Below are 18,874 nucleotides of genomic sequence, written 5' to 3' on the forward strand. Positions count from 1 at the left end.
CCAGCTTCCCGGTTCAGCGCGGCATCGGCAAGCAAAAATCTACAGGCCCGCCGCATCGATATCGATTAACAGCAAACGCTGACCGTTATCGAAGAACTGCCCGGCGGTGAGGCAGTACTGGTTGGTGGTGGCATCGCGGTAGGTCGACGACAGCGTCAGGCGCCGCTCCTCCCAGCCTTCGGCGAGCAGGTGATAGAAGTACGGCCGCCACGACCAGTTGTGGCCCAGGTAGCGGCTGTCGGCCTGCCAGGCATCCTGGCGCCACTCGAAGTTGGGCGTCAGCTGGGTGCCATGGCGGTCGCACTGGTAAAAACGCAGCAGCCACGGGAAGTCCGGCAATTGGGGCAGTTGATCAAGCGGCGCGCGGCCCTGTGCCCAACTTTGCAGGATGTTCATCAGCTCGGCCAATTGCACCCGCAACTGCATCACACGGCCACGTTCGGCGAGTTTGTGCTGCACGTAAACGCTGCGCAGTTGGGCAAAACGCGCAACGAACGCATCAGTTGCAAACCAGTCCAGTTGGGCCTGGGCAAACAGATAGCCCTGCACATAACGCGCGCCGCACTCCAGGGCAAAATTCAGTTGCGCCTCGGTTTCCACGCCCTCGGCGATGATCCAGCATCCGGTTTTTTCGGCCATTTGCGCCAGTGCCCGTACCACTTCACTGCTCGGCCCGCCTTTAGCGGCTTCCTGGAACAGGCGCATGTCGAGTTTGAGAATATCCGGCTGCAGCGCCAGTACGCGGTCGAGTTGCGAATAGCCGGCGCCGAAGTCATCGATGGCAATGCGTGCGCCGGCCTCGCGGTAGCGCGCGACCACGTCGGCCAGGCGTTGGATATCGCCGCCCAGTTCGGTGATTTCAAACACAATGCGCCGTGGGTCGACGTGGTGGGCCTGCACTTGTTTCAGGCTGGGCAGGGCTTGGCCAGGGCGCAGGCGGTTGATCCAGCGGGGTGAGATGTTCAGGCTCAGAAACCAGTCGGCGGGTGCTTCATGCAGGCGGCTCAGGGCGTTTTCGCGGATCTGCCGGTCGAGGCGGCGCAGGGCCACGCCGGGTGTGCGCGGGTCGGCAAACAGCGGCCCCACCGATTGCAGGCGGCCATCGGCCTGACGTAAACGGCCCAGCGCCTCGACGCCGGCAATGCGCCCGGTGGCAGTATCGATGAAGGGCTGGAAACAGGCGAGCGGTTGCCCGTCGATCACGGGGCCTCCTTAAGAGAGCTGGCGAAAAAAGGCCCGGCCCTCAGTAACGAGGGCCGGGCCGATTCTGTTTGCAAGAATGCAGCCAGCCAGGTTCAGCCCTTACGCTGCATGGCCAATTTGATCAGCGGGATCAAACCAGCGCCCAGCCGCACCAGGCGCGTCAGGCTGCTGATACCGCCGCCCTTGGCGCCCTTGCCGGTGAAAAAGCCCATCAGTGTCACCGCTGCCACGCCCCACAGCGGCGCGTGCTTGATGCCCAGGCTGTCTTGCCAGTTGTGGCGCATGTCGCGCATTTTGTTCAACGGCGCCATCAGTTGCTGGGACTCGTGACGAATCTCCTGGCGATGCATTTCCATACGCAGGCGAATCAACGCCTTGCGCATTTCCCGGCGCGAGGTGTTTTGCGGGATTTCAGTCATGCTCATGGCAGCAGGCGCTCCCGATCATTGGCCAGCTCTTCAAGGGTGGCGTGGAAGGGCGTGGACTCATCGAACACCGCCGCTTTCAAGCGCACCCCGCAGAAGGCCGCAGCCAGGCTGTAGAACACGCAGAGGCAGATGATCCCGGTGAGACGATAGCCGGTGTCCCACACCAGAATCATCACCAAGGTCGACAACCCCACCAGCAATAACAGCGCAAACACCAGTGCCAGGCCTGCAAACAGCAGCAGGCTCACGGTGCGGGCCTTCTGTTCCTGCAACTCGATGCCAAATAATTCGACGTGGCTGTGCAGCAAGCCCAGAACGGCTGCGCCCAGGCGTCGTGAAGTGGAACTGGTGCCCGTGGACGAGCCGGTTTCGCCGATAGACATGATAGTTAGCGCCTTGTGGCCAGCAGACCGATCAGAAAGCCCACACCGGCGGCAATGCCGACCGACTGCCAAGGGTTGGCCTGCACGTAATCTTCGGTGGCCGTAACCGCCGCCTGGCCGCGTTCACGCAGGGAGTCTTCGGTCAGTTGCAGGGTTTCGCGTGCTTTGAGCAGGCTCTCGTGGATCTTGCTGCGCAGCTCATCCGCCTGGTCACCCGCCAGCACGGCGGTGTCGTCGAGCAACTTTTCGGTGTCGCTGACCAGGGTTTGAAAATCCGCCATCAGTATTTCTTGAGCAGTCTTAGCAGTTCTTCTGGCCATGGGTATCTCCGTGATTGGCTGATTCTGTATGTCTGAGTGTGCGTGGTTTGTGTAGATGAGTTTTCGAGTCACCGACTTCGGTGAAGGTTCAGTTCAATTGCCTGGTACAGCTTTTGCTTTGCCTTGGTGCGCAGGCCCTGGGCTTGCGCCGAGTCAGGGCGGATCGAGGTCAATGCCTGGAAAAACCTTACCCTAAATCACACAAACTCGCGGAAAAACCCTGTCGGCCAAGGCCATTGTGTTGATCGCTGCGCTAAAACGGTTCATGCCCTCTGAAGAGGGGTGGGGCCGGTGGTGCCAATTTAGTGCGCGCAACCCTGACTTGAACCGCTTTGGTGCTTTTTGCCTTGAATGCAGGCCTGCCAACCTCCATGGAAAATTTGCAAAGCGCAGTGGACACCCTCGTCCACAGCTCCAACACCCTGTTTATCCTGATCGGTGCGGTCATGGTCCTGGCCATGCACGCTGGCTTCGCGTTCCTCGAAGTCGGCACCGTGCGCCAGAAAAACCAGGTCAACGCCCTGTCGAAAATCCTCAGTGACTTCGCGATCTCAACCCTGGCTTATTTCTTTATAGGCTATTGGATCTCCTACGGCGTGAGCTTTATGCAACCGGCGGCGGTGATCAGCGCCGACCACGGCTATGGCCTGGTGAAGTTCTTTTTTCTGTTGACCTTCGCCGCCGCGATCCCGGCGATCATTTCCGGGGGCATTGCCGAACGGGCCAAGTTTGCCCCGCAGTTGTGTGCCACCGCGCTGATCGTGGCGTTTATCTATCCGTTTTTCGAAGGCATGGTGTGGAACGGCAATTTCGGCCTGCAAACCTGGTTGCTCGCGCGCTTTGGCGCCAGCTTCCATGATTTTGCCGGTTCCGTGGTGGTGCACGCCATGGGCGGTTGGCTGGCGCTGGCGGCGGTGCTGCTGTTAGGCCCGCGTAATGGGCGCTACAGGGAAGGGCGGCTGGTCGCATTTGCGCCGTCGAGCATTCCGTTCCTGGCGTTGGGTTCGTGGATTCTGATCGTCGGCTGGTTCGGCTTTAACGTGATGAGCGCGCAAACCCTCAACGGTGTCAGCGGTCTCGTCGCCGTCAACTCGCTGATGGCGATGGTCGGCGGTACGGTCGCGGCCTTGGTGATCGGCCGCAATGACCCAGGCTTCCTGCACAACGGCCCGTTGGCCGGGCTGGTAGCAATCTGTGCCGGCTCCGACCTGATGCACCCGGTGGGCGCGCTGGTCACCGGTGTGGTCGCCGGTGGGTTGTTCGTGTGGTGCTTTATCGCCGCCCAGGATCGCTGGAAGATCGACGACGTGCTGGGCGTATGGCCGCTGCATGGCCTGTGTGGCGTGTGGGGCGGCATTGCCTGCGGCATTTTTGGCCAGACCGCACTCGGTGGCCTGGGCGGCGTCAGCCTGATCAGCCAGTTGATCGGCACCGCGCTGGGCGTGGCCGTGGCGCTGGTCGGTGGTTTGCTGGTGTATGGCGTGATCAAGCGTGTGTATGGGCTGCGCCTGAGCCAGGAACAGGAGTATTACGGCGCTGATCTGTCAATCCACAAGATTGGTGCGGTCAGCCAGGATTGATCGGCTGCCTGGCAACCGGCTGCCCGCTCGCCTCAGCCAGGTGGGTGGGCTTAGAATGGTTGCCTGTTTTTGATCGGGTCCATTCGCCATGCTTCCTGAATGCCAGTTGTTCGGCACCCTGGGCTGCCATCTTTGTGAGGTGGCCGAAGACCAAATCATGCCGCTCGTCGAACACGGTTTGCTGGTGGAGTTGGTGGATATCACCGACCCCGCCGATCTCACCGAAGTTTACGGTCTGCGCATCCCGGTGCTTCGGCGCTTGGATACGGGGGCGGAGCTGGATTGGCCGTTCGAGACCGAACAGGTGGTCAACTTCCTTCAATAGCGTGAGCCCGGTGGCTTGCTGACCACCAGGCTTTGGTTGTTCAAGCATCCTCAATGGCTTGAGTAACCCCGTCGACTTTACCGATTCCCGACACCAGAGGTTTTTTCGACAGGGTTATCCAAAGCATCCCAAGCGCCGAGCATAGAATCACCGCGCTCAATGCCAGATAAATCCATCGAACAGAGATAATATCGCCCAGGTAACCCACACCTGCATAGGCAATAAGACTCATGTATGAAATCAGCATCGAAATGGCCGCCTTGACCTTTCCGAACTGAGCAGGGTCGACGCCGGTGGCGATCAGGGTGTCTGAATTGACCCGAATCATGACCACGAAGCCGCCCAATAGAAAGTAGGCCATCGCTGCCTGGGGAACACCGTTGGCGCTCAAGAACATGAAGAGCAATAAAGCAATCCCGCCCAAGCCAACTATCCCAAACCACTCAGGGCTTATCTTTTTCACAAGGTAGGTCAGGGAAAACCCTCCGGCGATTGCGCCGACTCCCCATGCCGCGTCAATCAAGCCAAACCCCTGAGCGCCGGCGGACAGTTCCTTGTCGGCAAAAATAGGCAGGAGCGTATTACACACCGACAGGGTGACATAGATGAACATTTGCTGGATCGCGAGTCCGACCACGAAACGGGTGCCAATCGCATAGTGAATCGCCTGGTAAAACTCCTTAAGAGCGCCGGGCGCGTCGACGGTATGAATAATCTGTTTCAAGGCGGGAGTGTGTTTGATCCACAGGGTCAGCAAGCCGGAAATGGAAAATGAAATAACGTTAATGACAACAACATACTGCGTACCAAAAACAGCCACCAGGAAGCCGCCGATACTGGCACCCATGAGCAGCCCAACCTGCATGCTCATACTGCTTGAAACATTGGCCTCAAGCAGACGCTCCTTAGGCACGATATCGCGTATCAGCGCTCCGACAGCGGGCTGGAAAAAGTTTTCACACAACGCAATCAGGAATGTCGCCAAGTATATTAATTCAAGACCGAGTACTTCGTAGTACATTGAAACAGCAACGCAGATCAAGATAAGTGCGCGGGCAAAGTCGGTGACGATGCAAATAACGCGCACATTCCATCGGTCAACCAATACACCAATCCAGGGTGAAAACAGCAAGCCCGGTAACGAAGAGAAAATCAGTACCCAGCCAACCGCCATTGCCGAGCCGGATGTTTTGTAGATGTACCAGGAAATAGCGACGAAATACATGCCGCTGCCAATCGCGGTCAATATCGAAGCAGCAATATATTTGCTGAACTCTCGGCTCGCAATAAGTGAGAGCAGGCTAAGCATTAACAGGCTCCACTTCAATATTGACCCTGGTTAATGCGCGCATGACATTGTCGATAGCGTCGGGGCCGTTGTCTCCATTCGCAAGAATATAGCCTGCGCGTTCATCTGAGTTTTGCGGGTGTTTGCACTTATCTCCAACGTTGACGGTGATGTCGCATCTGACGACACCGGCAGATTGACGGGCGCTCTCAAGCCCTGAAATGTTCGCCACTCGCCCTGTAGACAAAGACAGATAGCGAATAGCCGCGCCTTTGGTTGTATCAATTTGAATGTCTGGAAATGCCCCAGCCAGACCCTGAAGCGTGGCGGTAAACATGTCGACACCATAGGTCAACTGGGTCATTTCAAAAATACGGTCACCACCGGTACGCGTATGTGATTCAACGATAACCGGCCCGGTTTCGGAAAAAATCACCTCGGTGTGTGAGGGGCCGTACAGGTGCCCTATAGAGGCCAGGAAAGCAGCGGTTAATTGCTTGATCGCTTCAATTTTCTCCGGTGCCAACGCCGAAGGCATGCTGTGACCGGTTTCAACAAATCCAGGGTGGCCGGTGGTGAGCTTGTCGGTGACCCCCACGATCGTGTGTTGACCCTCCCAGGAAATCGCTTCGACGCTGACTTCCGGACCCTCGATAAACTTCTCGGCGATAATCCCGATCTCGGGAAAGTCGTATTTAATTAAATCGGTGGTCAGGAAGTCTTGCTTGATCGAACGGTAGGCGGCGGCCACTTGATCTTCAGAAAACAATTTGTGTACCTGCAGACTGCCTGCACCGTTCACCGGTTTGATGATGATGGGCCATCCGCATTGGCGCGCAAAAACGATCACCTCTTCAGGGCTGGTGACGGTCGCAAATGGGATCGACGGTATCCCGTTTTCTTTCATGTGAGTGCGCATATGGCCTTTGTCACGCGTTAACAGCACTGGGCCCAGCGGGTTGCCCATTATTCCCAGGCGATCCTGAATCAATGCTGCATTCAAAAGACCAAACTCTTGAAAGGAAACGACTGCGTGAAAGGGCGTGCGTCGATGCAGCGTTTCGACCAAATCGACTACAACTTTTTCCCCCATGGGCGAGGAAATAATCTGATCCACGATCAAGAAGTCTTCAAACTGGATATCTTCCTTCTGCTGGACGACAGTCAGGTGAAAGCCGCACGCCTTGGCCTTTTTATATATTTCAGTCCAGCCACCGATCATAATTAAACGACGCATCACAGGTTTTTCCCGAACAATGTAGGTAAGTAGTTAACGTGCGTCAGCAGCGTTAACCATGCTTGTTTTGTCGCTCGCGCGTTAACTCAGTGCTTTGCGCCGGTGCTTGAAACTTTCTCCGAGTTCGATATCAAACAGGTTGATGAACGCGTCAAAGCTGTTTAGACCGCCGGACAGCAGATGCGCATGTGGGATGTCTGTGGGCAAACATTGCGTTTCTTTTGTGAAGGCCACTTTGTCCGCGTCCGCCGGCGGTAATATTTGATGAATAAGCGTTGCTTCACTTTGATCAAAGTGAGTGAGCATCGATAAAAACTCTGTGTAGGACGCTGACGTTGCATCCCGGCCGGTTTTTTGCGCCGTGTAGTGCACAATGTCGTCAAAGCCGACGTATTGTTGACCGACAACATCAATCAACGCCGCCCCGCCGCGGAAACGTTCCTGGCTGCCGACAAAGGTGCATAACCAATCGGCCAAAGCGTCAGCAGACAACAGTCCAAGGCTTCCGCAGCCCGCCGGTGCAACCCCCATCTGAACGCATTGTTTGAGGAGTAAATGAAATAGAGACTGACCATTCGAGTAGCCGGTACTCATGGACGGCAGTACATCGTCGACACGATAAATCCTGGCGTGCAGCCCTTGTTTTTGTGCAGCCGCCACGAGTTTGTCTGCCAGATATTTGGTGTACCCATACCCAGTAACGCCCAGCGCTTGGGCCTCGACGGCTGACACAATATCTTCCTGCCCACGGTGCGCGCTTTCCGGCAACTTTGCGGCCAAAGAGGACACGTGATGCAATCGCTTCGCCTTACCTTCATTACAGAACCGGATAAGCTCCTGCGTGCCCCCCACATTGGCTGAGTACAATTGCGAGGCGTGAAACAGGAAGTTGACCGCGGCACCGCAATGAATCACCTCATCAATATGAGCACATTGATGTTGCCATTCATCGTTATCCAACCCCCAGGAGGGCAGGGCAAGGTCTCCAAGCACGACAGTGATACGGTTGCGTTGCAGTACTTTGTCTGGGAATGCCTTTGAAAACACTGCTTCCAGTCGCCGTAAAGCACTCTCTTTATTGCTGCCGCGCAGCAGCACGGTGATTGCAACGCGTGTCGTTGCCAATAAGTGCGCAAGAATATGAATGCCTACAAAACCGCTTGCACCCGTGAGCAAAAGCGTTGAGCTGATTAAGGCGGTGGGCTGGTGATTAGTGAAGGGCGCGATGGCAGAGCTATAGGTCGGCGTGGCGTCGTTCTTCAGTTGGCAACCTGTGATGAAATCCGTAAGCCGCAGCGGCGTGGAGTATTGATAGATAGCGGTCATTGGCACACTGACTGAAAGGTGCTTGCCCAGCGTGAGTGACAAATTAGCGGCCGCTAACGAATCGCCGCCACTCTCAAAAAAGTCGTCATCAATTCCAATTTGGCTGTTCAGCAGGACGGCGCGATAGCAGGCCAGGATTTTTTCCAGGAGTGTCCCGCTGATACAAGGTTGCACCGCATCCAAACAGTGCTTTTCCAAGTCATTCAAGATGTTTTTACGATCGACCTTGCCATTCGGTGACACCGGGAAGCGCTTCAAGTGGTGCACTAACTGAGGCATGTGGGTGGCCGGCAGATGTCGCGCCAGCTCGCGTCGCACCTGCTGTAACTCCAATGCGTGTGAAGCCACATAAACCAACGCCAGGCCAGCGTCGCCTTGCTCATTGGGCAAGACAATCGCCAAGGCATCCTTGACGGCGGGGAAGCTGGCTTTCATTGCCGACGCTATTTCACAGAGCTCGATGCGAACGCCACGCACCTTTACCTGGTCGTCGGCCCTGCCGCCATATTCCAGCAACCCATCGGGCCGCAACCGGCCGATGTCCCCGGTCAAGTAAACGGTCTCACCGGGCAAGTCCGGGAAGGGGTTGGGTATAAACGATTGTGCGCTCAGTTCTGGAGCGTTCAGATAGCCTGCGCCCACGCAAATGCCGGCGACAACAATTTCACCAAAGGCGCCATCAGCCACCGGCAGCCGCTGATCGTCGACTATTTTGACAAAGGTGTTATCAATCGCCAGTCCTAGTGGAATCCTGTCCTCATCTTCATCGCGCACCTCATGAAATACCATTCCGATTGATGCTTCGGTATGGCCGTAGGTATTGATGATCGTACAGCCAGGAAACAGGCGTCTGAAGCTGTGCACGGAGGCGGCGTCGATTTCCTCTCCGCCAATCAGCACGTGTCGCAGGCTGTTTAATCGGTGTGCGGCAATCGTTTGGTTTTCTAAAGCGCGTACCAGTAATTTGAACGTTGTCGGTACGAAATCAGTCATGCTGATTTGATGGTGCTCAATTTCGTCTACCAGCGACTCAACGCTCCAGTGATCGCGTTGCTCAGGCAGGACTGCCACGCCACCCTGGGTCAGTGGCCAGAGCATTTGCCAAATCGAGGAATCAAATAAAGGGGCGCTGTTTTGATAGACAGTGTGGCCGCTACCGAAGCGCTTGGTCATGTAGCTAAAGCGATTAACCAATCCAGCGTGGTGGTTCAGGGCGCACTTAGGATGGCCAGTCGACCCTGAGGTGAAGAAGCCGTAGAGCACATCGGCAGCGGTACAACTGGCGTACTCTTTGGTGTGCAGGTCAGTACCCTTGTCGAGCAGGATTTCCAACTGGCTCAAACCTGCATTCCTTAATGCAGGCTCATCTCCATTGGTGATGACCAGCCTGGCCTGGCTGGCCTCGACAACTGCGCGCAGTCTGCTCTCTGGCCATCTAATATCGATCGGAATAATGACGGCGTTGGCCATCATCACGGACAGCCAGGCAATGGGCAGTTCAACTCCGGTCGCCAGCGCACAGAGCACGATGTCTTTGTTGACCACACCTTGTGCGCGCAAGCGCGCTGCATTGGCACGCGCCGACATGATCAGATTATTGTAGGTAAGACGGTGTTCACCACAGACGACTGCTGTTGCGTTTCCATGCGTTTGTGCAGCTGCCTCAACCATCGCCAATACACTTGGCCTATCAGTTTGCCCCTCACTCAGCCATGAGTGCTCAACGTGACCAATAATCATCTAATACTCCTGTAAATAGAAATGTATAAATAATCTGTGCTAGGGGGCTTTAGTCCGAGAATGCCAAGGACGGTCAACTGGCTAACGGCCTGAAGTTAGTGCACGCGTTCAAGCCTGGTTGAGCCGCGTGCGCCAACGTTATGCGCGAATTTTTTCGTGCACGGTGAACACTTGATGTGCTTGCTCAAGCTGACGGATAGTCTGGTAGTCACGCTGCAGCACGTGGCGGTCTTTATGGCTTAGATAAACAACGCCAGGGATCGAGAACAAGTCGATGGTGCGCACAATGTCATCGCCCTTTTCGGGCAAATGGAAATGACAGGCATAGGAGGGCAGTGAGCACACTTGCTCAAAACCTGTGGTGTCAACGACGACACCTTCCTGGTCGGAGATCATCGCTACGCACATCACATGCCGGGATAACACATACTGCTGGCCCAAACGACGCTTGAACCGCTCCGGGTGGCAATAACGTTCGATCGTCAGGGTGATCTGGCTCTCTCCAAGCGCCTCAACAACCGGCTCTTCAAGCATCGCCCCTTGCAGGCGAGCACCGGTTTCAATTAATACCGGCCCCTCAGCGGTCATCATGATTTCAGAATGAGCGGGCCCATTGCACACACCCAGTGCATCCAATGCTTTTTTGATGTAAGTGATCAAGTCACCCTGTACGTCACCTTCATAGGCCAGGAGTTCTTCGCAGTCATAGATATTCGAGGCGCCCAGGATAAATTTGCGCCGATCTACCCACATGTCAGAAATATAGTGTTGGCCGTCGATAGAGACACTGTTAATAACGTATTGCGTACCCTTCAACAGGGTTTGCGCCAACACATGATTATTATGCCCGCCAAACCGGTTGGCTTTGTTATAGATGGATTGAAAGGCGGTTTTCAGTTCAGTCGAGTCATAGCAGAAGAAAACACTGTCATTACCGGCGCTGGCCAAAGGCTTCAGAACAAGCGGCCAACAGTGGTCGGCGGCCCATTGGTTCAGCGCATCCAGACTGTCTGTGCGCAGAAAGTGCGGCGTCGCCAAATCAGCCGCCTGCAACGCACTGGCCATTGCGTACTTATCGCGGCGAACACGTGAGCTGTTTGTGGCGTTCCCTGGCAGGCCCAATTCGGCTGCCAGCAGGTCGGCGAGTTCGATACCTGTCTCGGCGCCGGCCAAAACACACATCGGTTTGGCGCCATTCAACGCTTGGTCGATGTCAGCAACACATTCGGCCAGCCCCGTGAAAATCACGTTGGCGATAAAGTCGTCGGGCCTGAAGTCGTTGACGTAAAAATCAATGATCGGTGCGGCACTCTGTACATGCAGAACAGAGATGCCCTCAGCCTGAAACTTGGAGGCCAGTTTCGCGCCAGTGGAATACGCGTCGACGATCACAGCAAACTTGTTAGCCATTGTCACATTCCAGTGTATTTAGCGTGGGGCAGCCTTAAATGTTCTCTAGGCCACAACGTTCATGCGCGACTAAATCATCGTGGGACTCACGACGCCGTATCAACCTGGCGTGCGCCCCATCAACCAGCACTTCTGCAGGGCGCCCACGCGAGTTGTATTGGCTGGCCATGCTCATCCCATAAGCGCCACATGAGAAAATCGCCAATAAGTCACCGTCTTCCAGCACGGGCAAGGGGCGACTCAATGCAAAGTGATCGCCGGTTTCACAGATGGGGCCGACAATATCTATCGCTTCAAGAGGCGCGGCACCTGCTTCACGGACATGCTCGGTTAACGCCGTCCAGTGGCCAGAAAAGTCGCCAAAACGGGTTGGCCAAATAACGTGATTCGCACCATACAAAGTGGGGCGCAGCAGGACGTTCATACCCGCATCCACAATGGCTATCTTGCGATCCCAGCCTTGTTTGGTGTACTCGATGGTGGTGAGTAAAACGCCTGCGTTCGCGCTGATCGAACGACCTGGCTCAATGATGAAGTGCAGGCCACGGCGTTTCAGCTCTTGAAGGCGCTCGCAAATAAGCGCACCCGTTTCAGTGAGTGAACACACGGGGTTGCTTTCGGTGCCGTATTGCGCAGGAAACCCGCCGCCAATATTAATGAACTCAATCGTGCAGTCAGCGGCCGCAAGCCGGTTGACCATTTCCTCAATCTTGTCGATGGCAGACAAGTAGGTGCTGGCCGATGGAATCGGTGAACCAAGATGAACGTGTATGCCAACGACATCTACGCTGCTGTAACGCGCGGGTGTAAACAGTTCATAGGCGCGTTCAATCGGTATGCCAAACTTTGTCTGACGACCGCCGGTTGCCGTTTTTTCATGGGTACCCGCATCGGCCACATCCGGATTGATACGAATGGCCACCTTTACACGCTTGCCGGCTGCCGATGCAATCGCATCCAGGCGCAGCAATTCGGCTTCGGACTCCACATTAAAAAGGAATACGCCTGCATCAACGGCATAGCTGATTTCTTCATGAGACTTGCCGACACCTGCGAACACTATCTTGTCTGCCGTCACGCCTGCCATCAGTGCCCGGTAGAGCTCACCGCCACTCACCACATCGAGGCCAGATCCTTGATCGACCAACAGCTTGAGGACGCTGAGGTTGCTGCAACTTTTAACCGAGAAACAAATCAAGGGTGACAAGGCAGAAAATGCACTTTTTAGTACGGCGTAGTGGTTCTTCAGCGTCTGGGCTGAATAGATATAAACAGGGCTGCCGTGCTGTTCCACAATGGCACGCACATCAACCTGCTCCACATGTAAATGACCGTCGATAAAATTAAAATGGTCCATCTTGCTACCTCGATTGGATGACTTCAACTCAGCGCACAGACAGGCTCGCGGCGGAGGGCATCATCGGTTGATTCCAGTAAAAGTCGGCCCGTGCTGTACAGGTGTTTGACGATCTTCTCAGCGCAGGCAATAGCGGTTTCGGTGTCAGTGTTGATAATGAGTTCTGGGCACAGCGGTGGTTCGTAGGGGGAATTTATCCCGGTAAACGCGGCAACCTGATTTTTCCTGGCCTTCTTGTAGAGCCCTTTCGGATCACGGGCTTCACAAACATCGAAAGAGGCATTGATAAAGATTTCTACGTAATGCGCATCGCCCATCAACTGGCGTACCCGTGCACGGTCCTGTCGAAAAGGAGATATGAAGGCTGTTATCACGATTAAACCGGCGTCCACCAGCAGTTTGCTGACCTCGCCCACGCGACGAATATTTTCACTTCGCCCTTGAGGGGTGAAGTCCAGGTCGCGACAGAGCCCGTGGCGCACGTTGTCGCCATCCAATACGTAAGTCAGGTAGCCTTTCTGGAATAATAACGACTCAACTAAACCCGCAACGGTACTCTTGCCGGCGCCACTCAAACCGGTGAACCAAAGCACACAGGGTTGTTGTTTCAATCTAGCGGTGCGCATCGATTGCTCCACCGGAAACAATTGCCATGTCAGGTCAGAAGACACATCAGTTGTAGACATATCAGCAGTCACCCGCGAGGGACGAAGTGTTGTTCTTCACAGTCTCCCTTTGATGTTTCAGGTATTGGTAATACGGCATGTTTTCCAGGTAGAACTCATTGAGCATTGGGTGGTTGTCGACACGCGTGCTGTATTGCCTTTCGATAGGCGCGATACGTGTGCTGTTGGCAGCATCCAGATGCCAATGCCGGGTTCTCTCCCACACATCCAGGTGCCCACTCTCCCACTGCAAGGCGGTGGGTAAATGCTGCAAGTTGGCCTCACTGCAGAACTGCGATATCGCAGCGTCTGGATTATCGAGCAGGTCGTCCGCATCAACAAACAAGGGGGCGTGTATCGACTCAGCCTTCACTGAATCATAAAGTTGAGCCAGGTTTTGATACCCGACTTCATTACAGGTGAGCTGGGGGTTAACGTGATAGTGCGAATTAATGACCTTTTCCGGGTTGCGTAACATAAAGACGTGCTGCGCCTCACGTAAATACGGCGTACCTGCCAGTAGATGACGGTAGTCAAACTCACAGGTGTCCTTGATAAATACCGCACTGTGAGATCGCAGCGTCTGTATGTAATCGAATAGCGCCGTGGGGCTGTTCAAGGGTGGCGATGAGTTTTCTTGTTGCGGGTGTTTATATTCACCACACGCCGACAGGTCGCAGAGAGGCTCATGCACAACGGTGAAATCACCACGGGCAGCGATGACACGTACAAACGCCGTGGATAGCGAGCGTGGAGGGGCCCACATGACAATGAGTCTGTGTTGCATAGGTCACCTTGGTTCGAGAATACGTGCACGCTGCCGGAACGGTCAGCCCGAGGTCTTAAACGGACTCGGTAATCCACTTTTGTCCGCCATGTGCAAAACGGAACTGCTGGGCGGTGAAGCGCGACTTGGAATACTCTCGAACACGGTCGACCATGTAGTTGCCTTTATACGCGATCATATCGACGGTGCCGTTTGCGCTTTCAGTCAAGGTCGCCACATTGGCCAATGCGGCTTGGGTGGCCGGATCATATAAACGACCGGCATAAGATTGACGCGCAATAAAGGGCGATAAAAATCGCAGGACTTCCCAGGAATCCTTATCGACAGTCGCTTGCAGTAGGTGTTTGGCGGCGATACCCAGCATGTCCAGGCCCGGCGATTCGTATAAACCCCGGCCTTTGGTGCCATTCATTCTATTTTCCAGCACGTTTTTCAAGACCACGCCGTTGCGCCCGGCAATGGTGTTGGCTTCAGCGATCGCTTGGTAATGGCTCACGGCCTGACCATTAATCTCAACGGGGATACCCTGTTTGAAGGTGATGCTGCACTTCTCTGGCACGTCAGGCGCGTCCATGACCTTTACGCCCATGATAGGGGTGATCATGTCGGGCGAGTTTGAGAGCACCTCCACTTCGCGGTTTTCATGTGAGACACCGCCCACATTGGCATCAACCGAATGCTTGGCTTTATTGCGCATCATGGTTTCGTCGGCGTCGGCGACGAAATCGCCCATGTCCGTGCGGGTTTGAAAGCGGTTGGAGGTGCTGGCGTCTTCCCATGGGGAGAAGGGCGTGATTTCCGGAGCAAACATTTTCAAGTAGTAATTGAAGCGGAACTCATCGTTGCCGCCATGCACAGCGCCGTGTGCCAATACACTGCACTTTCTCGACCGCAATGCATCCACCAGGCCCTTGACCGTTACCGCTCTGGCGATCCCCGTGGTGTTCCAGTAGCCGCCGTCATACTGCGCCTGGGCACGTACCGCCTGGAGAAAGGTAAGGGCAATATCTTCCTTCAGGTCAATGACATTGACCGCGTGCATCAACTCAATGTTGTCTGCACAAAACGCATGCGCTTCGTTACCGGGTTGGCCGATATCGACAATAAATTGTTCAATGTCGGCGTCTTCTTCTTTCAAGCGTTGTGCAATGAATAAGCTGACCAGACCGCCAGACGCACAAATACCTACTTTCTTACCTTTCAAGTCCGAGAAGTTCACGCTGCAGTCCTTTATAGAGGTGGTGTTATCAATAGTGCGCTGCACAGATGTTATTGCGACCACTGCGTCGGTTCACGATCCCACCGGTGGTGTCTAAGTTGTTTTTTTAATGCGTCGTCCAACTTGCCCTTCTGCGAACATGCCAGGTTGGCTTCCACATGTGCGATAGAACGCATGCCGGGAATGGTGGTCGCCAGGGTGTCGTTAGACAAAATGAACCTCAACGCGATTTCTGCCAGGTCTGCATCCGCGGGCAACGCCTGTTTCAACGACTCGACCCGTGCAACCGTTGCGGCCAGATTCTCCGGCACGAAATAGCTGTTTCTCCAATCACCGGCCGGCCAACTTGAGTCGAGCGTTAAACTGCCCGTCAATGAACCTTCGTCAAAAGGCACCCTGGCGATGACGGCAATGTCGAGGTCACGGCATACCGGCATTAACAGATCTTCAGGTGCCTGATCGAAAATGTTGTAGATGACTTGTACCGCGTCGATCATGCCGGTTTTCAGGGTTTCAACGACGTTGTCCGGTTCCCAGCGATTGACGCTGATCCCAATCCCGCGAATCAAGCCTTCACGTTTGAGGTCATCCACCACCCGCATCCACGACTCATCCTTGGCCCACTCATCTTCCCATACATGAAACTGCAACAAATCAAGCGAGCTTAACTGCAGGCACTGCAAACTTTTTTCGACATACTCTTTAATATGCTCCGGCGGAAAAACCTGCTCTAAGCGGTCGCCTCGACGAGAGGGCCACTCTCGATTTTTCGGCGGGACTTTAGTCGCAACGTATAAGGTTTTACCTGGATGGTTTCGCAGTACTTCACCGAGCATTTTTTCGCTGTGCCCGCGCCCATAAATCCAGGCTGTATCGAAAAAGTTGCAGCCTGAATTGATCGCATGGTCCAGTGCTGCCATGCCGCTGATATCCGAAGAACCGGTCCAACCGCCTTCACCACCCGCGACGCCCCACATTCCATATCCAACTTCAGAAACGTTCCATTCCAGTCGTCCAAATCGCCGGTATTCCATTGCCCACTCGCTCTCTAGTTATTGTGTTCAGGGCGGTACGCGCACACCTGTCAGTGATCACCCTGATCACTGACGCGTTGGGTACGTGGAAAGTATGCATGGCGAAAAAATAAAGGAAAAATATCAAAATGATGGCCATCTATTCATTTCTGATATGCTCTGCGTCATTCAATTCAGCGTGAGGGTTGCCCATGAATTTCAGTTTTCGCCACGTGGAAGTGTTCTGGGCGGTCATGACCACCGGCAGCGCAACCGCTGCCGCAGCGCTCCTGCATACTTCGCAGCCGACGATCAGTCGCGAGCTCAGTCGCTTTGAAACCTTGACTCAGTTGACGCTGTTCAAACGCGCAGGCGCAAAACTGGTTCCCACTGAACATGGCCTGATGCTTTTCGATGAAGTTCAGCGCAGCTATGTGGGCCTGGCGCGCGTCAAGAACGCTGCTGAGGCGATCCGGCACTTTCGCCAGGGGCAAATTTCGCTAACCTGCCAGCCGGCGTTTTCGAATGCCTTGCTGCCGCAGGTGTGCCAGGATTTTTGTAATAAATTCCCGGGTGTCAGCATTAATGTCACGCCGCAGGAGTCTCCCGCGCTGGAAGAGTCGCTGACGGCTCAGCGTTATCATTTGGGGCTCACCGAGACCCTTGAGACGCCACCTGGAACCTACAGCGAAACCTTGTTAAACCTTGATGTGGTGTGTGTCTTGCCGTCTCACCACGTGCTCAATGCAAAAGCGGTCCTCACACCAGAGGATTTCAATGGGCAAAATTTTGTTTACCTGGCGGCGGATGACCCCTACAGGATCAAAACCGACGCGATCTTTCACCAGGCGGGCATTGAAAGACGGCTGGTGGTGGAAACGCATAGCGCCAGTGCTGTGTGCGCGACCGTAAACCTGGGTGTCGGCGTTGCAATCGTCAACCCACTCACCGCCCTGGACTATGTGGGCAGAGGTTTGCAGATCCGGCGTTTTTCCCATTCGATTTCTTACTGTGTGAGTGTTGTGCGGCCGCTGCACCGTCCGGAATCGTCCAACGTCGTTCACTTTGTGGAGGTGCTGCGCAGCAATTGTCAGCGCATCAGTGCTCAGTTGCAGAACCTCTGAGCAGGCTCGCCGGGTGTGCTCTGACGAGCTTGATCGCGCAGGCGCGTTTTCGCGATGGCGAGTTTCCAAATATTGGGTTACTGTATGTTTGTACAGCGATTGAATAGAGGGAACGCCCGTGGTGAATGTTGAACAACTGAAAAGCAGCGTCAATCGCATGTCCGCCGACGTCGTGCGCGACGCGGTGAACGAGCTGCGCCTCGACGGCCTGGTCACGGAAGGCAAGACGCCGTTTAACAAAGTGCATTTCAATACCTGCTTTGCTGAAATCGAGGCGTTGTTCCAGCGCGCCGGTTACCACAAGCAGCTGGATGTGGTGGGTTATCAGGGCTTGTTGTACGCGCTTTATGATCCTGGCCGCTGGGAAGCGGTGGATGTGTTGCGTTGGCTCAAGGAGTTCACCGAGGCGGCCAGTGCTTCGCCGGTACTGCGGGCGCAATTGGCCAAGGCCTGAGATCCGCCCTAGGCTCAATCGTGCTCCATGCGGGATAATGCCAGCCGGTTTATTCAGGTTTCGAGCATTGCATGTCCACATCCGGTTTCTCTGCGTCCCAGCATCAAGCCAGCACCTTGTACCTGCCGCCCGGCCCCTGGGCGACGGTGCTCGATTGCCTGTGCGAGCACTTCCCGGCGATTGGCCGCGAGCAGTGGCTGGACCGCATCGCCCGTGGCCGCGTCTTGGACATCAATGGCCAGCCAATCAGCCTGGACCTCGCCTACAAGGAAGGCCTGTGCATTTATTATTTCCGCGAAGTGCCGAATGAGAAGGTGATCCCGGCGCAGGAAACCATCCTGTACGCCGATGAGCACTTGGTGGTGGCCGACAAACCGCACTTTCTGCCGGTGACCCCGGCCGGCGAATACGTCGAACAAACCCTGTTGCGCCGCTTGATTCGTCGCCTGGACAACCCCGCGCTGGTGCCTTTGCATCGTATTGATCGGCACACGGCGGGGCTGGTGCTGTTCTCGGCCAACCCGCAAACCCGGTCGGCGTATCAGCAGCTGTTCCCCACGCGGCGCATCGATAAATTCTACGAAGCCATTGCCCCGGCCTTGCCCAGTCTGACCTTCCCGTTGGTGCATAAAAGCCGCCTGGTCGATGGCGAGCCGTTCTTTCGCATGCAGGAAGGGCCGGGCGCCAGCAACACCGAAACGGCGGTTGAAGTGCGAGAGAAAAATGGCGATCTGTGGCGCTATGGCCTGTTCCCCGTGACCGGCAAGAAACACCAGTTGCGTGTACACATGACCGCACTGGGGGCGAGTATCTGCAACGACCCGTTCTACCCCGACGTGCTCAAGGATGTAGAGGACGACTACGCCAACCCGCTCAAACTGCTGGCCCAGGGCGTGCGTTTTATCGACCCGGTGACCGGCGAACAACGCGATTTTCGCAGCCGCATCACCCTCGACTGGTAACCGCCAGAAACGACAAGGCCCGCACATGGCGGGCCTTGTGGGCAAGCGCTTAA

General features: G+C 55.4%; 18 protein-coding genes. 5 read left to right on the forward strand and 13 right to left on the reverse strand.

The features are described from left to right. Positions 1–39: 39 nt before the first annotated feature. The 4 genes from K0H48_RS15170 to K0H48_RS15185 all read right to left on the reverse strand — a co-directional run bounded on the left by K0H48_RS15170 (position 40) and on the right by K0H48_RS15185 (position 2,334). Positions 40–1,203, reverse strand: coding sequence for an EAL domain-containing protein (locus K0H48_RS15170; protein WP_219268093.1), 1,164 nt, complete (start codon positions 1,201–1,203; stop codon positions 40–42). A 92-nt stretch (positions 1,204–1,295) separates the two neighbouring features. Continuing rightward, entirely contained in the window at positions 1,296–1,628 is a 333-nt protein-coding gene (locus K0H48_RS15175) for a hypothetical protein (RefSeq protein ID WP_017136180.1), read from the reverse strand. Continuing rightward, a complete protein-coding gene (locus K0H48_RS15180; protein WP_017136181.1) occupies positions 1,625–2,014 on the reverse strand; it encodes a phage holin family protein in 390 nt (129 codons plus the stop codon). The genes K0H48_RS15175 and K0H48_RS15180 overlap by 4 nt, the downstream gene beginning before the upstream one ends. A gap of 5 nt (positions 2,015–2,019) precedes the next feature. Further along, positions 2,020–2,334, reverse strand: a complete 315-nt coding sequence (locus tag K0H48_RS15185; protein ID WP_017136182.1) for a YqjD family protein — start codon at positions 2,332–2,334, stop codon at positions 2,020–2,022. A 371-nt stretch (positions 2,335–2,705) separates the two neighbouring features. On the opposite strand from K0H48_RS15185, the gene K0H48_RS15190 reads away from it, so the two are divergent. After that, entirely contained in the window at positions 2,706–3,914 is a 1,209-nt protein-coding gene (locus K0H48_RS15190; protein WP_219268094.1) for an ammonium transporter, read from the forward strand. An 88-nt stretch (positions 3,915–4,002) separates the two neighbouring features. After that, positions 4,003–4,239: a glutaredoxin family protein gene (locus K0H48_RS15195; protein WP_219268095.1), complete on the forward strand. Its 237-nt coding sequence runs from the start codon at positions 4,003–4,005 to the stop codon at positions 4,237–4,239. Between the two features lie 40 nt (positions 4,240–4,279). On the opposite strand, the gene K0H48_RS15200 is transcribed toward K0H48_RS15195, so the two are convergent. The 9 genes from K0H48_RS15200 to K0H48_RS15240 form a co-directional block, all read right to left on the reverse strand. Beyond that, positions 4,280–5,548 carry an MFS transporter gene (locus K0H48_RS15200; RefSeq protein WP_219268096.1) on the reverse strand — a complete coding sequence of 423 codons (1,269 nt, stop codon included), beginning with the start codon at positions 5,546–5,548 and terminating at the stop codon, positions 4,280–4,282. After that, complete coding sequence (locus K0H48_RS15205; protein ID WP_219268097.1) at positions 5,541–6,764, reverse strand: ATP-grasp domain-containing protein; 1,224 nt, start codon at positions 6,762–6,764, stop codon at positions 5,541–5,543. The genes K0H48_RS15200 and K0H48_RS15205 overlap by 8 nt, the downstream gene beginning before the upstream one ends. Before the next feature lie 81 nt (positions 6,765–6,845). Beyond that, on the reverse strand, positions 6,846–9,830 hold the full coding sequence (locus tag K0H48_RS15210) for an amino acid adenylation domain-containing protein (protein WP_219268098.1): 2,985 nt from the start codon (positions 9,828–9,830) through the stop codon (positions 6,846–6,848). A 138-nt stretch (positions 9,831–9,968) separates the two neighbouring features. Continuing rightward, positions 9,969–11,240, reverse strand: a complete 1,272-nt coding sequence (locus K0H48_RS15215) for an ATP-grasp domain-containing protein (RefSeq protein ID WP_219268099.1) — start codon at positions 11,238–11,240, stop codon at positions 9,969–9,971. 34 nt (positions 11,241–11,274) lie between these two features. After that, the gene (lysA, locus tag K0H48_RS15220) at positions 11,275–12,597 is read right to left on the reverse strand and encodes a diaminopimelate decarboxylase (protein ID WP_219268100.1); all 1,323 of its coding nucleotides are present in this window, start codon (positions 12,595–12,597) and stop codon (positions 11,275–11,277) included. A gap of 23 nt (positions 12,598–12,620) precedes the next feature. Further along, positions 12,621–13,283, reverse strand: coding sequence for an adenylyl-sulfate kinase (gene cysC, locus K0H48_RS15225; RefSeq protein ID WP_219268101.1), 663 nt, complete (start codon positions 13,281–13,283; stop codon positions 12,621–12,623). A 1-nt stretch (position 13,284) separates the two neighbouring features. Further along, the gene (locus K0H48_RS15230; protein WP_219268102.1) at positions 13,285–14,049 is read right to left on the reverse strand and encodes a hypothetical protein; all 765 of its coding nucleotides are present in this window, start codon (positions 14,047–14,049) and stop codon (positions 13,285–13,287) included. Positions 14,050–14,104: 55 nt separating this feature from the next. Continuing rightward, positions 14,105–15,268, reverse strand: coding sequence for an argininosuccinate synthase domain-containing protein (locus K0H48_RS15235; RefSeq protein WP_219268103.1), 1,164 nt, complete (start codon positions 15,266–15,268; stop codon positions 14,105–14,107). A gap of 50 nt (positions 15,269–15,318) precedes the next feature. Continuing rightward, positions 15,319–16,302, reverse strand: coding sequence for an aldo/keto reductase (locus K0H48_RS15240; protein WP_219268104.1), 984 nt, complete (start codon positions 16,300–16,302; stop codon positions 15,319–15,321). 191 nt (positions 16,303–16,493) lie between these two features. Here K0H48_RS15240 and K0H48_RS15245 point away from each other — a divergent pair, with 191 nt between their 5' ends. The 3 genes from K0H48_RS15245 to K0H48_RS15255 all read left to right on the forward strand — a co-directional run bounded on the left by K0H48_RS15245 (position 16,494) and on the right by K0H48_RS15255 (position 18,821). Then, entirely contained in the window at positions 16,494–17,405 is a 912-nt protein-coding gene (locus tag K0H48_RS15245) for a LysR family transcriptional regulator (protein ID WP_058422857.1), read from the forward strand. Between the two features lie 118 nt (positions 17,406–17,523). Then, the gene (locus tag K0H48_RS15250; protein ID WP_003189932.1) at positions 17,524–17,859 is read left to right on the forward strand and encodes a hypothetical protein; all 336 of its coding nucleotides are present in this window, start codon (positions 17,524–17,526) and stop codon (positions 17,857–17,859) included. A gap of 71 nt (positions 17,860–17,930) precedes the next feature. Beyond that, a complete protein-coding gene (locus K0H48_RS15255) occupies positions 17,931–18,821 on the forward strand; it encodes a pseudouridine synthase (RefSeq protein ID WP_219268105.1) in 891 nt (296 codons plus the stop codon). The last annotated feature ends 53 nt before the right edge of the window (positions 18,822–18,874 follow it).

It is taken from the genome of Pseudomonas sp. Xaverov 259, from assembly GCF_019352915.1.
Lineage (GTDB): Bacteria > Pseudomonadota > Gammaproteobacteria > Pseudomonadales > Pseudomonadaceae > Aquipseudomonas.

Bases quoted from the DNA above. Each gene is read 5' to 3' on its own strand.
- K0H48_RS15215 (WP_219268099.1), bottom strand. From the start codon at position 11,240: ATGGCTAACAAGTTTGCTGTGATCGTCGACGCGTATTCCACTGGCGCG.
- K0H48_RS15175 (WP_017136180.1), bottom strand. From the start codon at position 1,628: ATGAGCATGACTGAAATCCCGCAAAACACCTCGCGCCGGGAAATGCGC.
- K0H48_RS15180 (WP_017136181.1), bottom strand. From the start codon at position 2,014: ATGTCTATCGGCGAAACCGGCTCGTCCACGGGCACCAGTTCCACTTCA.
- K0H48_RS15190 (WP_219268094.1), top strand. From the start codon at position 2,706: ATGGAAAATTTGCAAAGCGCAGTGGACACCCTCGTCCACAGCTCCAAC.
- lysA (WP_219268100.1), bottom strand. From the start codon at position 12,597: ATGGACCATTTTAATTTTATCGACGGTCATTTACATGTGGAGCAGGTT.
- K0H48_RS15200 (WP_219268096.1), bottom strand. From the start codon at position 5,548: ATGCTTAGCCTGCTCTCACTTATTGCGAGCCGAGAGTTCAGCAAATAT.
- K0H48_RS15205 (WP_219268097.1), bottom strand. From the start codon at position 6,764: ATGCGTCGTTTAATTATGATCGGTGGCTGGACTGAAATATATAAAAAG.
- K0H48_RS15240 (WP_219268104.1), bottom strand. From the start codon at position 16,302: ATGGAATACCGGCGATTTGGACGACTGGAATGGAACGTTTCTGAAGTT.
- K0H48_RS15245 (WP_058422857.1), top strand. From the start codon at position 16,494: ATGAATTTCAGTTTTCGCCACGTGGAAGTGTTCTGGGCGGTCATGACC.
- cysC (WP_219268101.1), bottom strand. From the start codon at position 13,283: ATGTCTACAACTGATGTGTCTTCTGACCTGACATGGCAATTGTTTCCG.
- K0H48_RS15195 (WP_219268095.1), top strand. From the start codon at position 4,003: ATGCTTCCTGAATGCCAGTTGTTCGGCACCCTGGGCTGCCATCTTTGT.
- K0H48_RS15185 (WP_017136182.1), bottom strand. From the start codon at position 2,334: ATGGCCAGAAGAACTGCTAAGACTGCTCAAGAAATACTGATGGCGGAT.
- K0H48_RS15230 (WP_219268102.1), bottom strand. From the start codon at position 14,049: ATGCAACACAGACTCATTGTCATGTGGGCCCCTCCACGCTCGCTATCC.
- K0H48_RS15255 (WP_219268105.1), top strand. From the start codon at position 17,931: ATGTCCACATCCGGTTTCTCTGCGTCCCAGCATCAAGCCAGCACCTTG.
- K0H48_RS15210 (WP_219268098.1), bottom strand. From the start codon at position 9,830: ATGATTATTGGTCACGTTGAGCACTCATGGCTGAGTGAGGGGCAAACT.